Source organism: Allobosea sp., from assembly GCF_017308015.1.
Classification (GTDB): domain Bacteria; phylum Pseudomonadota; class Alphaproteobacteria; order Rhizobiales; family Beijerinckiaceae; genus Allobosea.
On the sequence record NZ_JAFKFW010000020.1, the window covers coordinates 44,099 to 65,705 of the forward strand.

Below are 21,607 nucleotides of genomic sequence, written 5' to 3' on the forward strand. Positions count from 1 at the left end.
CCGTCCCGGCCACCCTCCGCGGCCGGTCGCGCAGGCTAACCCGGACGGGTTAAGACGCAAACCTTCCTGGCCATTACGGATACTCCTGTTGCCGGCAGCACGTAGCCGCAACGACTGGAGACGCTCATGTTTCGCTTACCGCACCAGATCGCACTCTTCGTCATCCTCACGCTGGCGCTTCCCCTGGCAGGAACGGCTTCCGCCGCGGCTTTCCCCATCACCCCTCCGGGCACTCCGGCGATCGGGGGAGAATTGCTCCACCAGACCCAGAGCACCTATCGCCGCCAGAGCGTCGGCGAGATGCGCGAGGCGCTGCGTCGCCAGCAGATTCGCGAACGGATCGCGCGGCAGCAGTTTCGCGAGGCGGATGCACGCCGGCAAGAGCAGCTTCGGCGCGCCTACGGCCCGCCGGCCAAGCCCAGCCCACGCTCCCCCAACTGCTGCTACGGTGCCACGCGCTGAAGCGAGCACGGCGCTACAGCTCGGCATCGAACGCGATATCGTCAAAGCTCGCCCGCACACGCCCCGTCACCGCCGCCGTAAGATGCGCATAGGCCTGTTCCGGCGATTGCACAGTGACGCCGCGCTCGCTGCCGGAAATGTTGATCTCGCCGGCGACGGCGAACGAGACGCTAGGATCTGCCCGCATCGGCACCGGCAGGACGATCAACTGGCATAAGCTCGCCGAGGCCGCCTGATAGGCATCGATCAGGATGTTCCCGGCAAGCCGCCAGTAATACCTTCGGCAGATGAATTCCTCCTGCACCGTCGGGCGCACCGCCACGTTCGTTACAAGCGGGCCGCGCTCGAGCTTGACCCGTGCGAAGCTCACAGCCGCTGTCGCCGGCGCAAGCCTGACTGCCAGCACGCCGGTATCCCCCGCAGCCGGCGTCAGAGACACCGAACGGCGCCCCGCCCCAGCCGTGATCGTGCCGGACTGGCTACCGATCGCGACCGCAAGGCTGCCGCCGCTCAGATCCTCGACCGAAAGCGTCAATGGCAGCCCTGCGAAGGATGCGAGCCCCCATAAAGCCGGCTCGACCGGCTGAACGACCGCGCCGGATGTCAGGGTGATCGTGAAGCCACTGATCGAAAGGTTTGCCCCGCCCGTCGCCGCCTTCCAGCGATCGAAGCCATAGGCGTCGGCAGCGAGCGCGCCGCCTGCGAAACCGCGCTGGTTGATTGCCATGTCGCCATTGACCAGCAGGTTCGCGCCGGCAGCCCAAGGTGAGGCTGATAGGGCGACGGCGCCCGACGCCCGATCGATCGCCAGCGCATCATGCCAGGCCGAGCCATCGGCGCTGACCTTGACCCGGAAATCGTCGTCACCGGCGAGCCCGAACTCGGCCCGGCCCGACCAGTTGCTCTGGAACAGCAGGCTCGCGGTGTTGCCGGCCGCGTTCTTGTTGATCTTCAGCCTGTGATCGCTGCCGGCATGATTGAACAAGCAGGCATCCGATGACACGGCGAGGCGGTTGGCCGTGTCCGCGGTCGCGTTCACGCCCCAGCGTTCGGCGCCGAGGCTGCTGAGCGGGCTGTCACGGCGCCATTCCGTGCCGGTCCAGAGATTGTGCTCGGCCTCGTCGATCACCCAGGCCTGCCAGCCGGCGCGGGGAACGAGAAACGTCCAGCCACCATCCTCGAACAGCGCCACCTGATCGGTACGCCCCGCGAAGGCGCCGGTGCCGGCTGCCGGCACGATATAGGCCGAGAGCTCGGTCGGCGAGGCCGGCGGCGCGGTCTGCGTCCGGCTGTCGACAGTGAGATGGATCAGCCCGTCGAGCCGCATCAGGGCATCGTTATGGGTGACGTGCTTCTGGGCCTGCCCGGCAGCCAGCAGCGGCAGGGAAAGACGGGGCGTGTCGGTCATGGGGCCTCGCGGAAGGGGACGCAGCGCTCTGCTGCCGCGAGGCGATGATGCGGCCGGTTCCGCCCTCCGGGGATAAGTCGGCCTGCCGCTCAGCCGAAGCGGCGTGGCCGCAAGCCGGCGTGGAACCAGTTGATCAGCGAATAGATGTCATGGACCGGCAATCCGGTCGCCGCCTGCACATCCGCCGCATAAGGCGGCATGTTCGTGCATTCGAGCACGATCGCACCGACATCCGGGTGGCGGGCGACGAGATCGAGCGCCGCCTGCACCACATCCTGCCGGGCGAGCTCGACATCCATGTCGTCCTTCTCCGCCCTGATCAGAACACGGAAGAACTCGCGCCCGTTCTCCGTGCCGGTGACGGGTGTGTCGAGCGGCACGCCGGCCGCCTCCAGATGCGCCGGCGTCAGCGTCGCCGCCGAGACCGTGACGATGCCGACGCGCTTGCCGGGTGGCAGCGTCGCCTGAACCCAGGGCACCTGCATCAGCGACGAAGTCGCGACCGGCACGCCTACGGCGGCCGCGAGCTCGCGCTGGAACAGCGAGAGAAAGCCGCAATTGGTGGTGATCGCTTCGGCGCCGAGCCGGACGAGGTCGCGCGCCGCCTCGACGAAATCAGGCAGGAGCCCGGCGGCGCCCTTGAGCACCACCTTCTCGGGGCTCGCTCCGCCGACGACGCGGTACAGCACCGGGAACGGCCAGGTCGTGCCATTACCCATGTCGCCGGGAATCCGGGGGAAGCGGGCTTCCAGCATCAGGATACCGAGCGGAACGCCATAGATCGCCTTCCCGCCGCGTGCGATCCGCGCCGCCGGGGGCGTTGCGAGAATATCGGTCATCATCTCTCCCATGGGCCGGTACGCCAGCATGCTAGCGTTGGAATCGGCGGCCCGTCACGGCATGGGATGACTTCTCCGCATGAACGCCAAGAAAATTCCTCGACACCGGCAGAAACGCCCTTTGCTGCCATTGCTTCGTCGTTTTTGCCTCCCCATAAGGGATGTTTTCGTCCTGCTTGCGCGATCTTGCCGGTTCTGGTCCACATCTTGCTTGCACAGCGCGCCATTTGCTTGGAGCTCTCTTGAATCTGTCGCTCGAAAAGCTGCGTCGCCTCGCCATGCTCCTCGGCTGGGCTGCCATACTGGTGATCACCGTCGCGACGCTCTCGCCGATCGAGGCGCGCCCGCACGCCCCCATGCTCGGCGCCGATGCCGAGCGGTTCCTGTCCTATTTCGCCGCGAGCGCTGCGCTCGCCTTCGCTTATCCTCGCGGACGCTGGCTGGTCCTTGCCGGCATTATCGCCTTCGCGATCGGACTGGAGTGGCTCCAGACCTGGGAAGCCACGCGCCATGGCCTGCCGCATGACGCGATGGTGAAGGTTGCCGGCGCCCTGTCGGGTAGCTGCTTCTCCGTCTGGTTCGACCTGATGACGCAGCGCTTCCGCAAACCCGCCTGATTCATCCCGGCACAACGCCGGCCGACGCCGGTCCGCCGGGGCATCCCGCTTCTATCCCGAAAGCCCCGCCGCTGCGCCGAATTGACCCGGCGGACGCCGGCACGCGGCTTGCCACTCTGCCTCCCATCATGGTCCGGCGCCGGCACGTTGTGCCGAAACGGGGCATGCACTGGCCGGCTGGGGATAGAGATGAGCGTCAACGATATGAGCGGCCTGCCGCAAGCCCTGCCCGATAACCGTACGGGGATCTGGCGGCTCTGGCTCGGTCCTCTGACGGCGGCGAGCGACGCGATCGTGGTCGCCGCCCTCGTCTACGCGGTATCCTTCGCCTACCATCTCGGGGCGACCGGTCAAGCTGGCGTCGATCGCTCGACGCCAGAGCTTGCGGCGGTGCTCGCGACCCTGTTCATCTTCGTCAATCTGATGCGTGGCCGCTATCAGATCGGAAACTATCTCTCGACGCGGGGGCAGATAGGCTCCGCCTTCGCGGTCTGGAACATCACCCTGATCGTTTTCGTGATCCTGCTGTTCCTAGCCAAGATCGCCGACCACTATTCGCGCGCCGTCATCGTCACGACCTATCTCTCCGGTATCCCCGTCATCGCCCTGTCCCGTTCGGCGGTCGTCCGGCTGGTCGCGGCCGGCAGCCGGGCAGGCCGGATCACCGCAGAGCGCGCTTTCCTCATCGGGCGCGAGGCGAACATCATGTCCTTCGTGTCGCGGCACAAGCCCTGGCATATGGGCTTCGCGGTCACCGACGTGGCGTTCCTGAAATCCTCGGGCGAGGCCGGATCGGCCGCCCTGGCCGCCGATCTGGCCGCCGCCGTGGGGAACTGCCGCGCCAAGCGGCCGGACACGGTCTTCATCGCTGTGCCCTGGTCCGAGCAGGACACCATCGCAGCCTGCGTCGACGCCTTCTCGAATCTGCCCGTCGCGATCCATCTCGCGCCGGAGCCGATCATGGAACGGTTCAGCGGAGCGCATGTCGTCCATACCGGCTCCCTGTCGAGCCTGCGCCTGACCCGTCAGCCTCTCTCGGCAGCCGAGATCGCGGTCAAGCGCGCCTTCGACATCGTCGCTGCCTCCTGCGGCATCGTCCTGACCCTGCCGCTGCTGCTCCTGATCGCAGCACTGATCCGGCTCGATTCGCCCGGCCCCGTTCTGTTCCGCCAGCGGCGCTACGGCTTCAACCAGCAGGCCTTCCGCATCTTCAAGTTCCGCACGATGACCACGACCGACGACGGCCATGTCGTCGTCCAGGCCAAGCGCAACGATCCCCGGATCACGCGTCTTGGCCATCTCCTGCGGCGCTACAATCTCGACGAACTGCCGCAGTTCCTGAACGTGCTCGCCGGCGACATGTCATTGGTCGGGCCGCGCCCGCACGCCCTGGCGCATGATGTCGAGTTCGAGCGCAAGATCGCCAACTATGCCCGCCGTCACAACGTCAAGCCCGGCATCACCGGCTGGGCTCAGGTCAACGGCCTGCGCGGCGAGACCGATACCGACGACAAGATGGCCAGGCGCGTCGCCTATGATCACTGGTATATCGACAACTGGTCCTTCTGGCTGGACATCACGATCCTGTTCCGGACCGTTCTGAGCCGGAAAGCCTTTTCCAACGCGCGCTGAACTCTTTGCGATCAGCCTCGGCCGTTGCGCCGGGGCGGGGGCGCGGAAGCGCGCGGCGATCCGGCCCGGCGCAGGCTCTGCCTCAGAATGATACGGGCAAATTCCAGACCGGCTTGTGCCGCGACTCCGATTCGACGCAGACGCGCCGGGACCGGAACGCCGGACAAGCCCTGCCCGGAGCCGAAGGCGAAATCGGTGAAGCTTCCCGGCAGGTTGATCCGCGTTCCGCCGATTCCCATCGCGACACATTGCGCGCCGAACGGCCGAAAGCGTGCTTCCGGAAGATCGGTGACGATCACATCCGCACCAGCGGCGGCGATATGGTCGAGAACGGCGCGATCGACCGGTCCGGCGAAATCGGCATCGCAGATGCCGGCGATCCGGACAACCGGGACGGCCGAGACGATCCGCTCCCGCAGCGCATAGATCTCGCGACTGTCGCCGCCGAACAGAAACACCCCGCGGTTCCGTTCGGCGCAGTCGCGAAGAAGATCGACCAAACCGCCGGCCTCGCCTGCCCGCGTTGAAGCCGAACGCTTGTCAACCTTGCCTTGAATGATGCCCGACTGCACGGTCGCCCCGAGATGGCTACGATTGGCGCCCCGATGGCACCGAGGCGCAGCACCTCGGAATGCCTGTGAACGCCCGCGGCCCCTTTGGTCCGATACGGCAAATTTTAGCGATTGCGACCGCAGCGTCAATGCGTACGGCTGGCGGCTTTGTGAAACCCGGCCGTTGCAACACTTCGCCTGAGAGGCGTCGGGTCAGGCGAAGTGTCGCCAGATCACGCGGCCGAGCCAGAGGCTCCATCCGGCGACGATGGCCATGGCCAGCAGTGCCCCGCCGACGATCAGAGAACGCCCGATCAGGAGGCTGACGACGCTCTCCTTGGTATCAGGCTCGTTGTCGTTCGCGGCCTGCAGCCGATGGCCAGGGCTGGGAGCCTGAACAGGCGCCGGGAAATGTCGCACGCGCTCGGGCCGCATGAACTCTCTCGTAAGGTTACGCAGGCATTAAACTCACAGCCCTATCAATGATCCAATTCGTGGCAAAATAAAAGCACAAGATGCAAACATTCCTCAGCTCCGGCCGGTAAGAACTGCCGCCGGGAGCCGGAACGTTTTCATGCGAAGCGGAACCCTGCCAGCGCAAAGAAAATGCGATGAAACAAAGGCTTGGAACGATCCTGTGATTCAGGGAGTGAGGAAATTGCGCTAGCCGCCATACTGGGTATCGGAGACCTGCTCCATCCAGTCGACGACCTTGCCGCCCTGAACCTCCTGGATCGCGATATGCGTCATGGCCGTTGCCGGAGAGGCTCCGTGCCAGTGTTTCTCACCGGGCGGGAACCAGACGACGTCGCCGGGCCGGATTTCCACGATCGGCCCGCCCCAGCATTGCGCACGGCCGAGGCCGGCGGTGACGATCACCGTCTGCCCGAGCGGATGCGTATGCCAGGCCGTGCGGGCACCGGGTTCGAAGGTGACGCTGGCCCCCTGGACCCGTTCGGCCGCATGGGGATTGCAGAGCGGGTCGATGCGGACCGTTCCGGTGAACCAGTCCGAGGGGCCCTTTCCGGAGGGCCGTGATCCGGCGCGCGTGATGTCCAAGGCAACTCTCCTCGCTTCGATCCGAAGTTTCGGGAAGCATGCCGCCACCGGAGCAGGGAATCCAGCAACAGATCCCTCGTCTCCCCTTGTGCCGGCGGGATGCCCCGGGCGAGACAGAGAAGTCGCCGGCGAGAACGGCAGGGGCGGGCTTGAGTTTGCCACGAAGGGCAGGTGCAGGCTGCGTTTATCGACAGTCAGGAACGACAACCCATGTGCTCTTGCCGACAGCATGCGACGATCGCCTCCAGCACAACCCGGGCACCCGCCGGTGCCGTCATCCTCCGGGTCGACGACATGACCTGCAGCCACTGCGCCGGCACCATCGAGCGGGCCGTCAGGGATGCGTTCCCGGGCGCGACCGTAACCGCCGATCCGGTCTCGAAACTGGTCACGGTGCTGGGCGGCGGCGATTTCGCCGGCATAGGCGCCCTCGTCACAGCCGCGGGCTACACGCCGCGCGCAACCCCTGCCCGCTGACGCAACGGCCAAGGAGGCCATTTTGACAATCCGACGTTTCCCCTCCCGCCGTCACTTCGTCGCGGGCGCCGCGCAAGCCGCAGCCGCACTTGCCTTGTCCGGATCGGCACTGGCCGCCGGGTCGCTCCCTAAAATGACCGTGACGCGTGATCCGAACTGCGGCTGCTGCGGCAACTGGGTCACACATGTCAGGGCGGCGGGCTTCACCGTCGAGGTGGTCGAGGTGCCCGATGTCGCCCCGCTGAAGACGCGGCTCGGCGTGCCCGATCCGCTGGTCTCCTGCCATACTGCCGAAATCGGCGGTTATGTCGTGGAAGGCCATGTCCCGGCCGAAGCGATCAAGCGCCTGCTGGCCGAGCGGCCGGGGGCGACCGGCCTGGCGGTGGCGGGCATGCCCATCGGCTCTCCCGGCATGGAAGTGGCGGGGCAGCCTCTCGATACCTACGAGGTCATGATCTTTTCCGCCGGCCGCCGGAACGTCTTCGCACGCTATCGCGGGCTGCGTCAGGTCTGACGCCGGCGCGGGCGCTCTGTGGGCCCGGCTCCATCCAGGGGCAATCGCCAGGGATGCGCCTCCTGGACCACCGGCACGGCGACCTGCAAGCCCTGCCAAGATCATCTCGGCCGGCTTCCCGCGCCCGGAAAAGCCGGCCGATCACGTTTTCATCGAGGTTCAACGGACGCTTCCGGCGCGAGTGCCTGAAGACGCATTGTTTCCCGACGCCTGTGAATGCCGCGGAAACGAAAATCGGCGAAGCGAATCGATTGCGCTTTCACTCGGATTTTCGGACAAACCCGATCGTCTCGCCAGAGAAACACGCGTTATCGGCGGAAACGAGATCGCGACCAGAGCTTTTGTAAGCACCCCGCCGGCAACGGCCGGCTAGCAATTCTGATCGGAAATGGTGGGGGAAGCAGGACTCGAACCTGCGAAGGCATAGCCAGCGGATTTACAGTCCGCCCCCTTTGCCGCTCGGGACATTCCCCCGCCTGCGCCCTTGATCGGCTCTGTGAGCCCAGGGCCACCGATATGTCACTTCCGCGACAACCGGTAGGCGCGGCCGGACTTATGGTGACCGGGCCGCGCCCTGTCAACGGCAAAAAGGCCGATGAAGCGAATTCGTTGTGAAGGCGCGCCGCCGACCCCAAAAATCGGTCAGTACGCGGCAAGTCCGTGGTCGAGGACGAAGGCCACCCGCTCCGAAACGCTCGCCCGGGGCAATTGCACGAGTCCATAGCCGTAGCGGGGATAGATCTCGGCCATGACCGCATAGGTCCGCTCCGCCTCGGCGAAATCCTGCTTTCGCTCCGCGTCCTGCGTGAAGATACCCCGCCAGGGCGGCGCGATGAAGACGGTGGGGCGATAGCGCAACTGCCGCGCGGCCTGCTCGACAGATTCGGGGATCGCCAGGCCGCAAAGCATCAGGTATCCGGCAATGTCCGGAATGCCGCGGTCGAAAAATACTTCTCCCCGCCCGGTGAGCGCCTCGGCATGGCTGTGCAGATCGGCTGCCAGCATCAGTTCCGCGAACAGGACCGGATCGACCCAGGGTAGCCCCCTGCCGCCGATCGCCTGCTGGTCACGGATGATCGTGCGGCCGGCTTCGGGCCGCACCGCCCGGCCAGTAGCGGCCAGCGCCTCGATCAGGCTCGTCTTGCCCGAGCCCGGCCCTCCGGTGATAACGATCAGCCGATCCGTCTCGTCCGGCATCGGGGTTCCTTTCTTCCTGGATTCGTCGGTGAAGGCCGGTTGGTGCTGGCCAAGCGCGCCGCATCGTGGCACGGCAATCCCGCAATCACTGGAGAGAGCGATGGCTCCGCCGTTCCGTCCGAAACATGCCAGGCCCGCCGGGGGCAGACCGGGTGCCCGCCGCCCTGACGGGCCGCCGCCGCACCGGCCGGGCGAGATCGACGAGGCCGTGCTCTACGGCGTGCATCCGGTCGTCGAGGCCCTGAAGAATCCGCAGCGGCGCCACAGGCGGCTGCTCGCTACCGAGAATGGCCTGCGCCGCCTCCAGGAGCAAGTCGGGGACCTGCCGCTCGAGGCCGAGATCGTGCGCCCCTCCGAAATCGACCGCCTGCTCACGCCCGATTCGGTGCATCAGGGTCTCTACCTCGTCTGCGATCCCCTGCCCTCGCCCGATCTCGACAGCCTGCCTGACGACGCGGTCGTGCTCGCGCTCGACCAGATCACCGATCCGCACAATGTCGGCGCCATCCTGCGTTCCGCCGCCGCCTTCGCCGCCGCGGCCGTGATCGTCACGATCCGGCACTCCCCGGCGGCAACCGGCGTGCTCGCCAAATCCGCCTCGGGCGCGCTCGAGCATGTGCCGCTGATCGCCGTGCGCAATCTCGGCGATGCGCTGGAGACGCTGGGCAAACGCGGCTTCCTGCGACTCGGCTTCGATTCGGACGGCGACGTCGCGCTCGACGACGTCGCGTTGCGCCGTCCGCTGGTCATGGTGATGGGCGCCGAGGGCAAGGGCCTGCGCCAGCGTTCGCGTGAGCTCTGCGATCATGTCGCGCGGCTCGAAGTGCCCGGCGCGATCACCAGCCTCAACGTCTCGAACGCGACCGCTATCGCGCTCTACGCAGCCAGCCGCCGCTGACCGGCAGCGCCGCAATATACGGCTGAAAAAGGCGCGATAGCCGCCCTTTTTCGGCCTGCGGCGCCTCCTTCACCGATAGTCTCATAGACGAACGGTGCAAGACCAAGTGCCTGATTGCCCCTGCGACAATCCGCGCGCAATCCTCTGAAGCGAGCTGGAGTGACGGGACTCGCCCTTCCTCCGGCGGCGCGGCCATCGTCATTCAGAACGCGAACCGCGCGGAACGAGTTGCCGGGACCGCCCCGGCTTCAGGGCTTCACCAGGGGAGACAAACGCCATGAGCTTGGCATCGCAAGCATCGGACTCGCGGGCAGCGCCCCGACCGATGACCAAGGAGGAAAGGAAGGTCATCATCGCCTCGTCGGCCGGCACGGTCTTCGAGTGGTATGATTTCTATCTGGCGGGTTCGCTCGCCGCCAACATCGCCCAGACCTTCGTGCCCGGCGACAACGACACGGCGAAGTTCATCTTCGTGCTGTTCGGCTTCGCCGCGGGCTTCGCGGTCCGCCCCTTCGGCGCCCTGTTCTTCGGCCGCCTCGGCGACATGATCGGCCGCAAATACACCTTCCTCGTCACCATGACCGTGATGGGCATCTCGACCTTCGTCGTCGGCCTGCTTCCCAGCTTCCAGACCATCGGCTATCTCGCGCCGGCAGCCTTCATCATCTGCCGCCTGCTGCAGGGCCTAGCACTTGGCGGCGAATATGGCGGCGCCGCGACCTATGTCGCCGAGCACGCCCCCATGGGCCGGCGCGGCTTCTACACCTCGTGGATCCAGACCACAGCGACGGTCGGTCTCTTTCTGTCGCTGATCGTGATTCTCGGCCTGCGCCTCAGCATGACGCCGGAAGCCTTCGCAGCCTGGGGCTGGCGCGTTCCGTTCCTGCTCTCGATCATCCTGCTCGGCTTCTCGATCTGGATCCGCCTCCAGCTCGCTGAATCGCCGGCCTTCGTGAAGATGAAGGAAGAGGGCACCCATTCGAAGGCTCCGCTCTCGGAAGCCTTCGGCAACTGGCAGAACGCCAAGATCGGCCTCATCGCCCTCTTCGGCGGCACCGCCGGCCAGGCGGTGGTCTGGTACACTGGTCAGTTTTATGCGCTGTTCTTCCTGACCCAGACCATGAAGATCGACGGCACCACCGCCAACCTGCTGATCGCGCTTTCGCTGCTCGCCGGCACGCCGTTCTTCATCTTCTTCGGCTGGTTCTCGGACAAGATCGGTCGCAAGCCGATCCTGCTGGCGGGCTGCCTGATCGCGGCCCTGACCTACTTCCCGCTCTTCACGATGCTGGCGAAGACGACCAACCCGAAGCTCATCACCGCGACGGACACCGTCAAGCTGGTGCTCACCTCCGATCCGGCCCAGTGTGGCACGCTCTTCGACCCCGTCGGCGTGCGGACCTTCACCAAGCCCTGCGACGTCGTCCGCCGCACGCTTGCAACCAACTCGATCCACTACGATCTGGTCCCCGGTCCGGCCGGCTCGCCGCTCAAGGCTTCGATCAACGGTGCCGACGCCCCGGCGACGGCCGCCGAGCTCGTCGCCGCCGCCCAGGCCGCCGGCTATCCCAAGGCCGGCGACCCAACCATCCTGAAGACGCCGTCGATCGGCCAGGTTCTGACCGACAGCCGCGCTCTCCAGGCCACGGGCATCCTGTTCATCCTCGTGGTGTTCGTGACAATGGTCTACGGCCCGATCGCCGCCCTGCTGGTCGAGCTTTTCCCGACCCGCATCCGCTACTCCGGCATGTCGCTGCCCTATCACATCGGCAACGGCTGGTTCGGCGGCTTCCTGCCTCCCACCGCCTTCGCTATCGTGGCGGCCAGCGGCAACATCTTCTCCGGCCTCTGGTACCCGATCATCGTGGCGCTCGGCACCTTCGTGATCGGCTTGCTCTTCCTGCCGGAAACGAAGAATCGCGACATCCTGAAGTGATCGTTGCCTGAGACGACACCGGCCCCGCCTTCCAAGGCGGGGCTTTTTCATGGGCGCAGATGCGCAGACTTGCCCTCGCGCCACGCGGCTGGTAACCGCTGCTTCGGTCGATCTCGGATACTGGTTTTCGAGATGGCCATTCCGGTCGCAAGGCCGGATTTGACGGCGCCGGCGTAGCACAGCGGTAGTGCAGCGGTTTTGTAAACCGAAGGTCGGGAGTTCGATCCTCTCCGCCGGCACCAGATCTCTCGGGAGCCCGCACCGGGCGGACGGCTCCCTCCCCGATTTCGCTCAACGCCTCGCGATCGCCTGGTTATGGCGCCGGCTTCGCCGACGGCATCGAGATCACCTTGCCGTCCGGCATGATGATGTCGCCGGGCTGCTGGCCGGGGGCGCACTCGCCGAGGCGCGTTGCCTCGACGACGAGCTTGCGCTCCACCGGGCCGGACTGGCCGGGCATGCCGCTGATCTTCGTCGTGCCTTCGGTCCGGACCCATGTCTGGAAATCGCCGGTGATGGCGCTGTTGCCGGAAGCCTTGATCTGACCGACCGTGCATTCCGTCTCTACGGCGTATCCGGTAGCGGTCTTGGTCACCAGCATCTTCGAGCAGGCGCCGGCAGCCAGACCACCGACAGCCGACTGGTCGGTTTCCGGCCCGACGCATTGCCTGGCCGTGGTCCCGCCCTCGTTACTGGTCGATTTCGTTTCCCACAGCCCGGGCCTGCGCTGAGGCACCTGCTCCGCTGTGGCAGGCAGCGCGGCCAGGACCCCGAGGGCGGTGATCAACGCAAGTTTCATGGGCACGGCCTTCCCGGGTGAATCGGCGAGCCGAGACAAGACCGGTGCCAAGGCCAGATTGAGGCCGCATCATGCGCAGCAAGCGGCGAACAGCCGTCGGGAAATCCGCTTGACAGATCCCCCATACGCGGAACGTTTGGCGAGCCAGGCGGTTACCTGTCTCGCCAAGCTCCGGGAGGCTTCCATGAAAGCCATTGTCCTTACGCTCGCCCTTCTGCTTCCTGCCGGAATCGCGGCAGCGCAGTCACGTCCTTCGACCGTTTCGCGCCCATGCGCAGCGAGCCAGCGCGATGTCCAGGTCCATGGAGCGATCGTTCTCGGAACCGGCGGCTACACCTATGATCGCTTCGTGCGCGATCGCAGCTTCTGCCTGGTGAATGAAGGCACCGACCCGGCCTTCGTGCCGAGCGCCGATACCCAGGCCTGTTTCGTCGGCTACCGCTGCAAGGACATGATGCGCTGGTTCGACGACTGAGGTCGTCGCCGGGCGGAACCTCGCGCCCCGGACCACGTTTCCTCGTGGGGCGAAACCCCGGTCTACCCAGGGAGGTTCGCATGCGTCGCCTTCTTCTCGTCACCGCTTCCGTAGCGCCGCTGCTTCTGGCCACCGGCCTCGCGGCTTCGGCCCAGCCGCATTTCGGTGGCGCCGGCTTCCGCCATGGCGGTTTCCACGCCCGCGGCATCGGCATGAGGCCGCACGGGATGCGGCCGGCATTCCCGGCCTATCGCCAGAATCTCCGCACCGGCTGGCATGGCGGCGGCTGGGGCTGGCGCCGCGCCGGCCATTATCCCTATCGCGGATATCGCGGCAGCTATCCCTATTGGGGCTCGGGCCTGGCCGCCGCGGCGACGCTCGGCGCGATCGCGACCTATCCGGCCTACCCCGTCTATCCCACCTACCCGGTCTATCCAGCCTATGAGGTGGTGCCGGCGGCCGAGGGCGGGCAATGCAGCACACCGGTCAAGATCTGCACGCTCTATGAGCCGGCACCGCTGGGGATCGGATGCTCTTGCCGCGTGCCCGGGGGCCGTGCCCGCGGCACGGTCGTCGGTCCTTGAGGCACGCCGCGCCGGTCTCTTGAATTTGCATGGCTGGCCGTCGAGCGCGATCATGGCTAGAAGTCGCGGCTTGCAATGCCGGCAAGCCGCGCGCTCACCTCTTCGCTCTTCATACGGACCGGAATGGACGACCGGATTCACCTTCTGACGCTCGCGGCCAGGTGCGAGGCTTCCAGAAAGCCGGATCGCGAGCTCGACGCCGATATCTACGAGGCGCTCGGCTTCGTCGTGCGGCGCAAGCCGACACGGCTGGTCAACCGGCGCACGCCCGCTGGCGGCATCTATCAGCACGGTTCCTTCTGGAAGACGCTCGGCGCCGTCAGCGCGGATATCGACATCGCCGTCTCGCTGTTGCGGCAGAAGGCGCCGGGCTGGAGCTGGAGCCTGCAATGCCTCGCGAACGAGGACAGCCTGGCCTTCCAGGCCCTCGTCGCCGACTGCTCCGGCCAGGGCGTCATGGGCTCGCTCGCGCTCTGCGCCGCGATGCTGCGCGCGCTGGCGCGACGCGAGCCGGCCGCCGCCCCGGATTCCGGCCTCACGGAAACTTGACCTTCCGGCAAATCCGTGCGGTTGAACGCAAGGCGACCGCCGCTAGTCTGCACTCTCCCGAGGGGAGAACAGACCATGCAGGACACAGAATTCTCTCGCCGCGCCGCCCTTGTCGGCGCCGGTGCTTTCGTTGCCGCTGCGACACTCGACCTGCCCGGCATCCGCCCGGCCCAGGCACAAGGAGTTCCCGTGAACCAGGCTCCCGGATTCTACCGGTACAAGATCGGCGACATCACCCTCACCGCGATCAATGACGGCTTCGGCAAGCGGCCGCTCGAAGGCTTCGTCCGCAATGCCGAGCTCGCCGACGTGAAGAAGGCGATGGAGCAGGCCTTCCTGCCGCAGGATGCGCTCAACATCACCTTCACCACGCTCGCGATCCAGCATGCCGGCAAGCTGACCCTGATCGATACCGGCAACGGCGATTCGGGCGCGCCGACCTCCGGCACCTGGATGGCGAATTTCAAGGCCGCCGGCCTCGAGCCGAAGGACGTCTCCAGCGTCGTGTTCAGCCATTTTCACGGCGATCACATCAACGGCTTCCGGCTGAAGGACGGCACGGCCGTGTTCCCCAATGCCGAGGTCATGGTGCCGGCGGCCGAATGGGCCTTCTGGATGGACGACGCGAAGATGAACGCCGCGCCCGAGGCCATGAAGGGAGCCTTCGCCGGCGTGCGCCGCGTCTTCGGCCCCGTCGCCAAGGACGTGAAGCAGTTCGAGCCGGGCAAGGAGCTCCTGCCCGGCCTGACCCCTATCGCGGCCCCGGGCCATACGCCCGGCCACACGGTCTTCGCGCTCAGTTCCGGCAACGGCAAGCTGATGATCATGTCCGACACGACCAACCACCCCGCCCTCTTCGTGCGCAATCCCGACTGGTCGGCGGTGTTCGACATGGACGGCCAGCAGGCGGCGGCAACACGGCGCAAGCTCCTCGACATGGTCTCGGCCGAGCGCATGCAGGTTGCCTTCTATCACGCTCCCTTCCCGGCGACCGGCCACATCGCCAAGGACGGCAACGGTTTCGAGATGGTGCCGGTACAGTGGAGCGCGGCCCTCTAGCGCCGCTCTCTCGTCGGCTCGTATCGAGGCCGGGCGAAAGCCCGGCCTTTTCCGTCGAGCGGGCTTTGGTCGCAGCCGCAGGCTCGCCGCACGCCGTTCGATCGTGTTAAGCCTGCCCCTGATGCCGCAAGGCCTGCCGCTCAGGACACGCTATGACCGAACGATTCGGCGCGATCTCCTTCGTCGCCAGCGAAACCCCTGAAGCGCAGGCGGCGCTCGACAAGCTGGTCGAGCGCTATGGCAATGCCGATCCGGCCAAGGCCGATGTCGTGGTCGCGCTCGGCGGCGACGGCCTGATGCTGCAGACCCTCCATCGCTTCCTTGGAACGGGCAAGCCGATCTACGGCATGAATCGCGGCTCGGTCGGCTTCCTGATGAACGAGTTCAAGGAGCGCGGCCTGACCAGGCGGCTAGACGCCGCCCAGCGCAGCATTGTGCACCCGCTCTCGATGCAGGCGACCGACCGCAACGGCGCCATCGTGCAGGCCAAGGCGATCAACGAAGTCTCGCTGCTGCGCCGCTCCTATCAGGCGGCAAAGCTGCGCATCTCGGTCGACGGCCAGGTGCGTCTGTCCGAGTTGATCGCAGACGGCCTCCTGCTGGCGACGCCCGCGGGTTCGACCGCCTATAATCTTTCTGCCAATGGACCGATCCTGCCGCTCGACGCACCGCTGCTGGCGCTGACGCCGATCTCGGCTTTCCGGCCCCGCCGCTGGCGCGGCGCCCTGCTACCGGAGCATGCCAAGGTCTTCATCGAAGTGCTGGAGGCCGAGAAGCGCCCCGTCAGCGCCGTCGCCGACCATACGCAGATCGACGAGGTCAGCACCGTCTCGATCGAGATCGACCGCAGCGTCGATCTCGTCATGTTGCACGATCCCGGCCACAGCCTGGACGAGCGCATCCTGCGCGAACAGTTCGGGTACTGAAGCGTTTTCAAGCGAAGTGGCGCCGGATCGCGTGAAGGACCGAGGGTCCGCGTCAACGAACAGGCGATCAATTGGCAGCCGGATCAGGCGGCGTCGCGCAGATCGCTTTCGGCGAGCTCGATCAGGAACGACGGGTCGGCCTCGACAAGCAGCGCCAGCGCCGCATCGTCCGCCAGCGAATCCGCCAGACTCCGGGCCTCCTCGCGCGCAGCTTCCGCATCGAGGCGGCGCAACAGGGCCATCAGCGCCTCCGCTTCCGCGCCCCGCACCCCCTCGCAGGCGGTCAGGACCGCACGCAACAGACCGCGATCGATGCCCCGTCCGGTTCCACCGCAGTCGAAGCCGCGCGCATTCAGCGCCAGGATTGCAGCCGAGAAGGCAGGTTCCAGCGAAACCGGCAACCCGGCCTTGCGGCAGAGCGCCTTGATGCCTGCACCGCGCCGATCGCGCAGCAACGCCGCGACACGCTCCTCGGGCAAGCCGGACAGAGCGACGAAAGCCGCCTCGGCCAAAGCTGGCTCGCCGCTGAGCAGCGAACGCAGGATCAGCCCCGAGGTCAATCGCCCGGTGACCCTGAGCACCTCGACGATCGCCGGCGCGTCGCTGGCTTCGCCGCCGGCGGCAAGCGCGACCGCGACCCGCTCGGTCGATTCGCGGGCAAGCCGCGCGCTGCGCTCCGGCGTCAGCCAGCCGCAGCCCGTGACGAAATTCGCCAGAGTGTCTGAAACCTTGGCGGCAATGGTCTGTCTCAGGCCGCCCGGCAGATCGGCGCGTTCGAGCAAGGCCTCGCGCAGGGTGCCGCTATCGCCATGGCGCTCGATCATGCGCTCCAGCGAGAAATCGGGAATCTCGGCTGTTCGATTGCCGGCAAGCGTGACGAGGGCCTCCGCGCAGCCGACCTCGGCGAGCGCGGCGCAGACGCCGACCGGCAGGCAACGGCGCATGGCGATCGCCTTCTGGGCGAGCGCATCCCCGATCGCGGCGGCATCGACCAGATCCGCCTCGGTCAACACCGGGGAGTGCGCGAGGACGAGGGCTGCGACATCGCTCTGCTCGGCGATCAGGCTGAGCGCGAGATTGCGCGGCGTGCGCATCGAGGGCGCCATCTCCTCGGCGATAGCCCGGCGCACCAGTGGCGAGGGATCGTCGATCAGCGCCATCAGGGCCGTCTCGGCCTCGTGCCGGTCCTCGTCGGACATGCCGGAGCGCAGATAGGCTCCCGCCAGGCTGGCCGCGCCGCTCGCGCGTGCCTCCGCCGGTGCGGTCCGGGCCCAGAGCAGGAAGCGCCGAACGATCATGCCCCGCTCCGCTGAATCATGAAGGAAGACAGGTCGAGCGGTCCGCTGCGCCGCTTGGCCACGGGCTGCGAGGTCGCGACATCAGGCAGGGACAGATCGCTCGGCCGCGATGGCGGCAGTGGCGCATTGACCGCCTTGGCCGCGGCGCCGACAGACGCCGCGCCTGCGATCGGGTTCGCGTCCGACATGGTTGCTTCGCCTTGTCCGGAGCGTGGGAAATAACGCTCCCCGCCTTCGAGGGAGGCCATGCGCGTGCCGTTGCGCGGCGGCGTCGTCCAGAGATTGGCGACGGCCTTCGAGACCGGATCGCGCGAGCCGCCGGTCGAGAACAGGCCGACGAGCCCCTTGGCACGCTCTGGCCGCAGCGCCGCCGCGATCTCCACGGCCGGAATATCGCCCTGTCCGGCTTGAGCGTTCGCCGTCACATTGGCCGCGACCTGCGTACTCGCATGACTAGCAGCCAGCACGCCGTAAACCTCCTGCACGCTGCGCGCGCGGCCGGCCTTGTCGTAGAAGATCGAGCGATTGGCGGCGGCGGCCTCAGGGAAATCCCGCGCCGCCACGCGGGCGGGGTCGCTCGCCGCGGCCCGGATCAGGTCGGACGCGCCGCGCGCACCTAGCACATGCGCCATATAGAGTTCACCGGCCTGCGGCTGGCGGCCGAGGGTCGAGGCAAGCTGGTCGCGGTTCTTCTGGGTGAGCGCACCGGCCATCACGGCCGCGACCTGCGGATCGTTGCGCAACTGCAGGATCCTGTCGCGCGCAGCCGGGTCCGAAACACTCAGGCGCCCGCCGCTCTCGGTGATCGCATCCGCATATTGCGAGAGGCCCTGCTTCGGACCCTCCTGCTTGACCATGGCGAGCCAGGTCTGCTCGATGAACTGGAAGAGGCCTGTGGCGCTCGATGTGCTCGCCTTGGCCGTCGGTTCCAGCGACGATTCGCGCTGCGCCGTCTTGAGCAGATAATCGAACCCCGCGCCCGTCCGCTCCGCACCCTGGCGAATGGCACTGACGACCGGGTTCGCTGGCTGCGTTTCGCGGCTCTGGCTTTGCGGCGTGGTGAAGAGGAACATCGAGACCTTCGGCGGCGGCCCGCGCGCATCGCGAGGACCCTGTCTCGAAATTGCCTCCATTATGGTAAGCGAACCGTTAAGATCGATCGTATGCCGCTGGGGCAGCGGCGCTTTCCGCTTCCCTCCCCGCAGAGGTCCCTCTACGATTCTGGTTCCGGCTCAGCAGCCGGCGTGATGAGGACGGAGGCGTCGATGGCGGAAGTGGTGCGTCACAAGCGTGGCGGAATCTATTTCGAGGATTTCCAGGTCGGCGCGGTCATCGAGCACGGCCTGACCCGCACCGTCACGCAGATGGACAACATGCTGTTCTCCAACATGACGCTCAATCCGCAACCCCTTCATATCGATGCGCATTTCTGCGCGACCGAGACCGAGTGGGGCAAACCGCTGATGAACTCGCTGTTCACGCTCGGCCTGATGATCGGCATCTCCGTCAACGACACCACGGTCGGCACCACCATCGGCAATCTCGGCATGACCGACGTCCTCTTCCCCGCCCCGCTCTTCGAGGGCGACACGATCAACTGCACCACCGAGATCGCGGCCAAGCGCGAATCGCGCTCGCGGCCCGATGCCGGCATCGTCGAGTTCGTGCACAAGGCCTACAAGCAGGACGGCACGCTGGTCGCTCAGTGCCGCCGCCAGGCCTTCATGCGCAAGCGCCCGGTCCCCGAGACGGTCGCGGTCTGATCATGCGTTCGCTCCTGTTCGTGCCGGGCGACAGCCCGAAGAAGCAGCAGAAGGGTTTGGAGAGCGGCGCCGACGCGCTGATCCTCGACCTGGAGGATTCCGTCGCGCTCGATGCCAAGCCGCAGGCACGCGAGATTACCCGCGCCTTCCTCGAATCCTCCCGCGCCCTGCCGAAGCGCCCTCTTTTGATCGTCCGCATCAACGGCCTGGCGACGGGCATGAGCGACGCTGATCTCGACGCGATCATGCCCGGCGCGCCGGATGCGATCATGCTGCCCAAATCCGAGGGCGGCACCGATGTCGGCCATCTCGCCGCCAAGATCGCGGTACGCGAGGCCGAGGCCGACCTTCCGGACGGCACGACGCGAATCCTGCCGATCACCACCGAGAACGCCAAAGGCATTTTCGGGCTCGGCAGCTACAGCCGTTCCTCGCACCGCCTGATGGCGCTGACCTGGGGCGCGGAAGACCTGTCGGCCGATCTCGGCGCCGAGACCAACCGGCTGGAGGACGGCTCCTATACCGATCCCTACCGCCTCGCCCGCGCGCTCACCCTCTTCGGCGCCACGGCGGCGCAGGTCGACGCGATCGACACCGTCTTCACCAATTTCCGCGACGATGCCGCATTCCGGGCCGAGTGCCTCGCCGCTCGCCGCGACGGCTTCACCGGCAAGATGGCGATCCATCCGGCACAGGTCGCCCCGATCAACGAGATCTTCGCGCCCTCGCCGGCGGCGCTCGCCAAGGCGAAGCAGATCATCGCCCTGTTCGAAGCCAATCCCGGTGCCGGTGTCATCGGACTCGATGGCGAGATGCTGGATCGCCCCCATCTGATCAAGGCACAGCGGCTCGTCGCACGGGCTCGCAAACTGGCTGAATGAACCGCCGGAGGCGATTCCAATGACTCAGATTTTCGAGATTTCAGGTATGCATTGCGGCGGCTGCGCCTCGCGCGTCCAGCGCGCCGCGACGGCGCTCGCTCCCGGCGCGACGGTGACGCTCGATCCGCCGCGCCTCACCCTGCCGGAAGGCGTGAAGCTCGATGCCGAGACGGTCAACAAGGCGCTGGCGGAATTCGGGGATTACCGCGCCGAGCCGCTGGTGGGCTGAATCCGGCCGCCCTAGCGCGTCATGCCCGGGCTTGACCCGAGCATCTCCGGCAGAAAGAGGCTCCTGCACCCGCTCGTCATGAGATTCTCGGGTCGAGCCCGAGAATTTCATGACGAGCGGGAGAGACACGCTACCCGCCCGCCGGGCGCGTGATCGAGAACAGGCTCGTCACCTCGGCATAGTCGGCATAGCCGCAGCGCGCGATCGGGTTGGCACCGGCCGTATCGAAACGCCCGTCCTTGACGAAGGCGTCGTCGATGAAAGTGCCGACGACCTGCCCCAGCACCATCCAGCGCGGTACGGCATTCCCGTCGAGATCATGCAACTGCTGGATCGAGAGCAGCTTGCATTCCAGCGCGGCCGGCGTTCCGGCGACGCGCGGCGGCTTGACGAAACGCGACGGTGCCATCTCCAGTCCGGCATGAGCGTATTCGCTCTCGCCGCGCGGCAGCGGCGCCGAGGTCAGGTTCATCGGCTGCGCCAGTGCCCTGGTCACCAGCGAACAGGTGAATTCGCCGGTCTCCTCGATGAAGGCGACGGCGTCCTTCTTGTTCTCCGATGAGAACATCACGATGTTCGGCCGCGACGAGATCGCGTTGAAGAAGCTGTAGGGTGAGAGATTGACCTCGCCCTTCGCGCTCAGCGCCGTGATCCAGCCGATCGGCCGCGGCGCGACGATCGCCTTGAACGGGTCGTGCGCGAAGCCGAGATCGTCCTTCGTGGCGGAATAGATCATCGCGTCAGCTCCCGTAATAGCTGACGATATCGGCCATCACCGGCCGGTCGCGATCGGTGATCGGCGCGGTCGGCGTGCCCAGATGGACAAAACCGGCCATCCGCTCGTCCCCGACAAGCCCGAAAGCCGTCAGGACGTCGCGATCGAAGGAGAACCAGTTGGTCAGCCAGGAGCCGGCATAGCCCATGGCATAGGCGCCGACGAGCATGGTCATGCAGACCGCGCCAGCGGAAAGCTGCTGCTCCCAGAGCGGGATCTTGGCGTGATCCCGCGCCCGCGAGACCACTCCGACGATGACCGGCGCATGCAGCAGGCGCTTGCGCTCGAACTCGACCTGGTCCTCGCTCGCCTGCGGGTTCTTCTCGCGAAAGACGCGCGCGACGATCTGGGCCGCCTCCTCGCGGGCCGCGCCCTTGAAGACGATGAAGCGCCAGGGCGCGAGCTTGCCATGATCGGGCACGCGCGCGGCGATGGCGAGCAACTCATCGAGTTGGGCGCCTTCGGGGCCGGGCGCCGTGAGGAACTGCGGCGGCACGGAGCGACGCAGCTTGAGCAGAGAGAGCGTATCGGTCATGAAACATCCGGACAGTGGCTTTGGAATTGACCTATTCCTTCGCCATGATGAGGACAAGCCGAGCTGCTCATACATCGCCGCAGAGCCGCCGAGGACGAAAAGCATGCTTGAATTGGAGCATTTTCAAGCGAAGTGGATACCGGT

General features: G+C 66.6%; 26 protein-coding genes and 2 tRNA genes. 16 read left to right on the plus strand and 12 right to left on the minus strand.

Annotated elements, in window-relative coordinates; genetic code table 11:
• The first annotated feature begins 126 nt into the window (after window positions 1-126).
• Window positions 127-462: a hypothetical protein gene (locus tag J0I42_RS16630; RefSeq protein ID WP_291656355.1), complete on the plus strand. Its 336-nt coding sequence runs from the start codon at window positions 127-129 to the stop codon at window positions 460-462.
• A 13-nt stretch (window positions 463-475) separates the two neighbouring features.
• On the opposite strand, the gene J0I42_RS16635 is transcribed toward J0I42_RS16630, so the two are convergent.
• Both J0I42_RS16635 and J0I42_RS16640 read right to left on the minus strand, forming a co-directional pair.
• A complete protein-coding gene (locus J0I42_RS16635) occupies window positions 476-1,870 on the minus strand; it encodes a DUF2793 domain-containing protein (protein ID WP_291656356.1) in 1,395 nt (464 codons plus the stop codon).
• Between the two features lie 89 nt (window positions 1,871-1,959).
• Window positions 1,960-2,709 carry an aspartate/glutamate racemase family protein gene (locus J0I42_RS16640; RefSeq protein WP_291656357.1) on the minus strand — a complete coding sequence of 250 codons (750 nt, stop codon included), beginning with the start codon at window positions 2,707-2,709 and terminating at the stop codon, window positions 1,960-1,962.
• A gap of 242 nt (window positions 2,710-2,951) precedes the next feature.
• Between J0I42_RS16640 and J0I42_RS16645 the strand changes: the two genes are divergently transcribed.
• On the plus strand, window positions 2,952-3,326 hold the full coding sequence (locus tag J0I42_RS16645) for a VanZ family protein (RefSeq protein WP_291656359.1): 375 nt from the start codon (window positions 2,952-2,954) through the stop codon (window positions 3,324-3,326).
• A 189-nt stretch (window positions 3,327-3,515) separates the two neighbouring features.
• Window positions 3,516-4,958 carry an undecaprenyl-phosphate glucose phosphotransferase gene (locus tag J0I42_RS16650; protein ID WP_291656360.1) on the plus strand — a complete coding sequence of 481 codons (1,443 nt, stop codon included), beginning with the start codon at window positions 3,516-3,518 and terminating at the stop codon, window positions 4,956-4,958.
• A gap of 11 nt (window positions 4,959-4,969) precedes the next feature.
• Here the strand turns inward: J0I42_RS16650 and J0I42_RS16655 are convergent, their stop codons facing one another.
• The 3 genes from J0I42_RS16655 to J0I42_RS16665 all read right to left on the minus strand — a co-directional run bounded on the left by J0I42_RS16655 (window position 4,970) and on the right by J0I42_RS16665 (window position 6,568).
• The gene (locus tag J0I42_RS16655) at window positions 4,970-5,530 is read right to left on the minus strand and encodes a WecB/TagA/CpsF family glycosyltransferase (protein WP_366509840.1); all 561 of its coding nucleotides are present in this window, start codon (window positions 5,528-5,530) and stop codon (window positions 4,970-4,972) included.
• A gap of 192 nt (window positions 5,531-5,722) precedes the next feature.
• Window positions 5,723-5,944: a hypothetical protein gene (locus tag J0I42_RS16660; protein ID WP_291656363.1), complete on the minus strand. Its 222-nt coding sequence runs from the start codon at window positions 5,942-5,944 to the stop codon at window positions 5,723-5,725.
• A 228-nt stretch (window positions 5,945-6,172) separates the two neighbouring features.
• Window positions 6,173-6,568, minus strand: coding sequence for a (R)-mandelonitrile lyase (locus tag J0I42_RS16665; protein ID WP_291656364.1), 396 nt, complete (start codon window positions 6,566-6,568; stop codon window positions 6,173-6,175).
• 210 nt (window positions 6,569-6,778) lie between these two features.
• Between J0I42_RS16665 and J0I42_RS16670 the strand changes: the two genes are divergently transcribed.
• On the plus strand, window positions 6,779-7,045 hold the full coding sequence (locus tag J0I42_RS16670) for a heavy-metal-associated domain-containing protein (RefSeq protein ID WP_291656365.1): 267 nt from the start codon (window positions 6,779-6,781) through the stop codon (window positions 7,043-7,045).
• 22 nt (window positions 7,046-7,067) lie between these two features.
• Window positions 7,068-7,559 carry a DUF411 domain-containing protein gene (locus tag J0I42_RS16675; protein WP_291656367.1) on the plus strand — a complete coding sequence of 164 codons (492 nt, stop codon included), beginning with the start codon at window positions 7,068-7,070 and terminating at the stop codon, window positions 7,557-7,559.
• Between the two features lie 389 nt (window positions 7,560-7,948).
• Here the strand turns inward: J0I42_RS16675 and J0I42_RS16680 are convergent.
• Window positions 7,949-8,033, minus strand: a tRNA-Tyr gene (locus J0I42_RS16680).
• A gap of 168 nt (window positions 8,034-8,201) precedes the next feature.
• Window positions 8,202-8,756 carry an AAA family ATPase gene (locus J0I42_RS16685; protein WP_291656369.1) on the minus strand — a complete coding sequence of 185 codons (555 nt, stop codon included), beginning with the start codon at window positions 8,754-8,756 and terminating at the stop codon, window positions 8,202-8,204.
• A gap of 100 nt (window positions 8,757-8,856) precedes the next feature.
• On the opposite strand from J0I42_RS16685, the gene rlmB reads away from it, so the two are divergent.
• From rlmB to J0I42_RS16700, 3 genes are all read left to right on the plus strand, one after another.
• Window positions 8,857-9,654 carry a 23S rRNA (guanosine(2251)-2'-O)-methyltransferase RlmB gene (gene rlmB, locus J0I42_RS16690; RefSeq protein ID WP_291656371.1) on the plus strand — a complete coding sequence of 266 codons (798 nt, stop codon included), beginning with the start codon at window positions 8,857-8,859 and terminating at the stop codon, window positions 9,652-9,654.
• A gap of 325 nt (window positions 9,655-9,979) precedes the next feature.
• Complete coding sequence (locus J0I42_RS16695) at window positions 9,980-11,590, plus strand: MFS transporter (RefSeq protein WP_291656373.1); 1,611 nt, start codon at window positions 9,980-9,982, stop codon at window positions 11,588-11,590.
• A 167-nt stretch (window positions 11,591-11,757) separates the two neighbouring features.
• Window positions 11,758-11,832, plus strand: a tRNA-Thr gene (locus J0I42_RS16700).
• Between the two features lie 71 nt (window positions 11,833-11,903).
• Here J0I42_RS16700 and J0I42_RS16705 read toward each other — a convergent pair.
• Window positions 11,904-12,389 (minus strand): DUF3617 domain-containing protein, encoded by a 486-nt coding sequence (locus tag J0I42_RS16705; protein WP_291656374.1) that lies wholly within the window; start codon window positions 12,387-12,389, stop codon window positions 11,904-11,906.
• Between the two features lie 184 nt (window positions 12,390-12,573).
• Here J0I42_RS16705 and J0I42_RS16710 point away from each other — a divergent pair, with 184 nt between their 5' ends.
• The 5 genes from J0I42_RS16710 to J0I42_RS16730 all read left to right on the plus strand — a co-directional run bounded on the left by J0I42_RS16710 (window position 12,574) and on the right by J0I42_RS16730 (window position 15,982).
• On the plus strand, window positions 12,574-12,864 hold the full coding sequence (locus tag J0I42_RS16710) for a hypothetical protein (RefSeq protein WP_291656376.1): 291 nt from the start codon (window positions 12,574-12,576) through the stop codon (window positions 12,862-12,864).
• Window positions 12,865-12,944: 80 nt separating this feature from the next.
• Window positions 12,945-13,448, plus strand: coding sequence for a hypothetical protein (locus J0I42_RS16715; RefSeq protein WP_291656378.1), 504 nt, complete (start codon window positions 12,945-12,947; stop codon window positions 13,446-13,448).
• A gap of 123 nt (window positions 13,449-13,571) precedes the next feature.
• Window positions 13,572-13,997: a hypothetical protein gene (locus J0I42_RS16720; RefSeq protein WP_291656380.1), complete on the plus strand. Its 426-nt coding sequence runs from the start codon at window positions 13,572-13,574 to the stop codon at window positions 13,995-13,997.
• A 75-nt stretch (window positions 13,998-14,072) separates the two neighbouring features.
• Entirely contained in the window at window positions 14,073-15,056 is a 984-nt protein-coding gene (locus J0I42_RS16725) for an MBL fold metallo-hydrolase (RefSeq protein WP_291656382.1), read from the plus strand.
• A 152-nt stretch (window positions 15,057-15,208) separates the two neighbouring features.
• Complete coding sequence (locus tag J0I42_RS16730) at window positions 15,209-15,982, plus strand: NAD kinase (protein WP_291656384.1); 774 nt, start codon at window positions 15,209-15,211, stop codon at window positions 15,980-15,982.
• An 83-nt stretch (window positions 15,983-16,065) separates the two neighbouring features.
• Here the strand turns inward: J0I42_RS16730 and J0I42_RS16735 are convergent, their stop codons facing one another.
• Window positions 16,066-17,280, minus strand: coding sequence for a DUF2336 domain-containing protein (locus tag J0I42_RS16735; RefSeq protein WP_291656387.1), 1,215 nt, complete (start codon window positions 17,278-17,280; stop codon window positions 16,066-16,068).
• Window positions 17,277-18,353 (minus strand): lytic transglycosylase domain-containing protein, encoded by a 1,077-nt coding sequence (locus J0I42_RS16740; protein ID WP_291656388.1) that lies wholly within the window; start codon window positions 18,351-18,353, stop codon window positions 17,277-17,279. The genes J0I42_RS16735 and J0I42_RS16740 overlap by 4 nt, the downstream gene beginning before the upstream one ends.
• Window positions 18,354-18,545: 192 nt before the next feature.
• Between J0I42_RS16740 and J0I42_RS16745 the strand changes: the two genes are divergently transcribed.
• Genes J0I42_RS16745 through J0I42_RS16755 form a run of 3 tightly spaced genes read left to right on the plus strand, consistent with a single transcriptional unit; the run spans window position 18,546 to window position 20,153 of the window.
• Window positions 18,546-19,043 carry a MaoC family dehydratase gene (locus J0I42_RS16745; protein WP_291656391.1) on the plus strand — a complete coding sequence of 166 codons (498 nt, stop codon included), beginning with the start codon at window positions 18,546-18,548 and terminating at the stop codon, window positions 19,041-19,043.
• A gap of 2 nt (window positions 19,044-19,045) precedes the next feature.
• Window positions 19,046-19,924 carry an HpcH/HpaI aldolase/citrate lyase family protein gene (locus J0I42_RS16750; RefSeq protein WP_291656392.1) on the plus strand — a complete coding sequence of 293 codons (879 nt, stop codon included), beginning with the start codon at window positions 19,046-19,048 and terminating at the stop codon, window positions 19,922-19,924.
• Window positions 19,925-19,943: 19 nt separating this feature from the next.
• On the plus strand, window positions 19,944-20,153 hold the full coding sequence (locus J0I42_RS16755; RefSeq protein ID WP_291656393.1) for a heavy-metal-associated domain-containing protein: 210 nt from the start codon (window positions 19,944-19,946) through the stop codon (window positions 20,151-20,153).
• A gap of 130 nt (window positions 20,154-20,283) precedes the next feature.
• Here the strand turns inward: J0I42_RS16755 and J0I42_RS16760 are convergent, their stop codons facing one another.
• Together J0I42_RS16760 and J0I42_RS16765 are read right to left on the minus strand one after the other, a co-directional pair.
• Window positions 20,284-20,889 (minus strand): flavin reductase family protein, encoded by a 606-nt coding sequence (locus J0I42_RS16760; protein WP_291656394.1) that lies wholly within the window; start codon window positions 20,887-20,889, stop codon window positions 20,284-20,286.
• A gap of 4 nt (window positions 20,890-20,893) precedes the next feature.
• Window positions 20,894-21,463: a nitroreductase family protein gene (locus tag J0I42_RS16765; protein ID WP_291656396.1), complete on the minus strand. Its 570-nt coding sequence runs from the start codon at window positions 21,461-21,463 to the stop codon at window positions 20,894-20,896.
• Between the last annotated feature and the right edge of the window lie 144 nt (window positions 21,464-21,607).

Coding starts and splice junctions, on each gene's coding strand:
- J0I42_RS16630 (WP_291656355.1), top strand. CDS start 127: ATGTTTCGCTTACCGCACCAGATCGCACTCTTCGTCATCCTCACGCTG.
- J0I42_RS16635 (WP_291656356.1), bottom strand. CDS start 1,870: ATGACCGACACGCCCCGTCTTTCCCTGCCGCTGCTGGCTGCCGGGCAG.
- J0I42_RS16640 (WP_291656357.1), bottom strand. CDS start 2,709: ATGACCGATATTCTCGCAACGCCCCCGGCGGCGCGGATCGCACGCGGC.
- J0I42_RS16650 (WP_291656360.1), top strand. CDS start 3,516: ATGAGCGTCAACGATATGAGCGGCCTGCCGCAAGCCCTGCCCGATAAC.
- J0I42_RS16660 (WP_291656363.1), bottom strand. CDS start 5,944: ATGCGGCCCGAGCGCGTGCGACATTTCCCGGCGCCTGTTCAGGCTCCC.
- J0I42_RS16670 (WP_291656365.1), top strand. CDS start 6,779: ATGTGCTCTTGCCGACAGCATGCGACGATCGCCTCCAGCACAACCCGG.
- J0I42_RS16685 (WP_291656369.1), bottom strand. CDS start 8,756: ATGCCGGACGAGACGGATCGGCTGATCGTTATCACCGGAGGGCCGGGC.
- rlmB (WP_291656371.1), top strand. CDS start 8,857: ATGGCTCCGCCGTTCCGTCCGAAACATGCCAGGCCCGCCGGGGGCAGA.
- J0I42_RS16695 (WP_291656373.1), top strand. CDS start 9,980: ATGACCAAGGAGGAAAGGAAGGTCATCATCGCCTCGTCGGCCGGCACG.
- J0I42_RS16705 (WP_291656374.1), bottom strand. CDS start 12,389: ATGAAACTTGCGTTGATCACCGCCCTCGGGGTCCTGGCCGCGCTGCCT.
- J0I42_RS16710 (WP_291656376.1), top strand. CDS start 12,574: ATGAAAGCCATTGTCCTTACGCTCGCCCTTCTGCTTCCTGCCGGAATC.
- J0I42_RS16715 (WP_291656378.1), top strand. CDS start 12,945: ATGCGTCGCCTTCTTCTCGTCACCGCTTCCGTAGCGCCGCTGCTTCTG.
- J0I42_RS16720 (WP_291656380.1), top strand. CDS start 13,572: ATGGACGACCGGATTCACCTTCTGACGCTCGCGGCCAGGTGCGAGGCT.
- J0I42_RS16725 (WP_291656382.1), top strand. CDS start 14,073: ATGCAGGACACAGAATTCTCTCGCCGCGCCGCCCTTGTCGGCGCCGGT.
- J0I42_RS16730 (WP_291656384.1), top strand. CDS start 15,209: ATGACCGAACGATTCGGCGCGATCTCCTTCGTCGCCAGCGAAACCCCT.
- J0I42_RS16735 (WP_291656387.1), bottom strand. CDS start 17,280: ATGATCGTTCGGCGCTTCCTGCTCTGGGCCCGGACCGCACCGGCGGAG.
- J0I42_RS16740 (WP_291656388.1), bottom strand. CDS start 18,353: ATGTTCCTCTTCACCACGCCGCAAAGCCAGAGCCGCGAAACGCAGCCA.
- J0I42_RS16745 (WP_291656391.1), top strand. CDS start 18,546: ATGGCGGAAGTGGTGCGTCACAAGCGTGGCGGAATCTATTTCGAGGAT.
- J0I42_RS16750 (WP_291656392.1), top strand. CDS start 19,046: ATGCGTTCGCTCCTGTTCGTGCCGGGCGACAGCCCGAAGAAGCAGCAG.
- J0I42_RS16755 (WP_291656393.1), top strand. CDS start 19,944: ATGACTCAGATTTTCGAGATTTCAGGTATGCATTGCGGCGGCTGCGCC.
- J0I42_RS16760 (WP_291656394.1), bottom strand. CDS start 20,889: ATGATCTATTCCGCCACGAAGGACGATCTCGGCTTCGCGCACGACCCG.
- J0I42_RS16765 (WP_291656396.1), bottom strand. CDS start 21,463: ATGACCGATACGCTCTCTCTGCTCAAGCTGCGTCGCTCCGTGCCGCCG.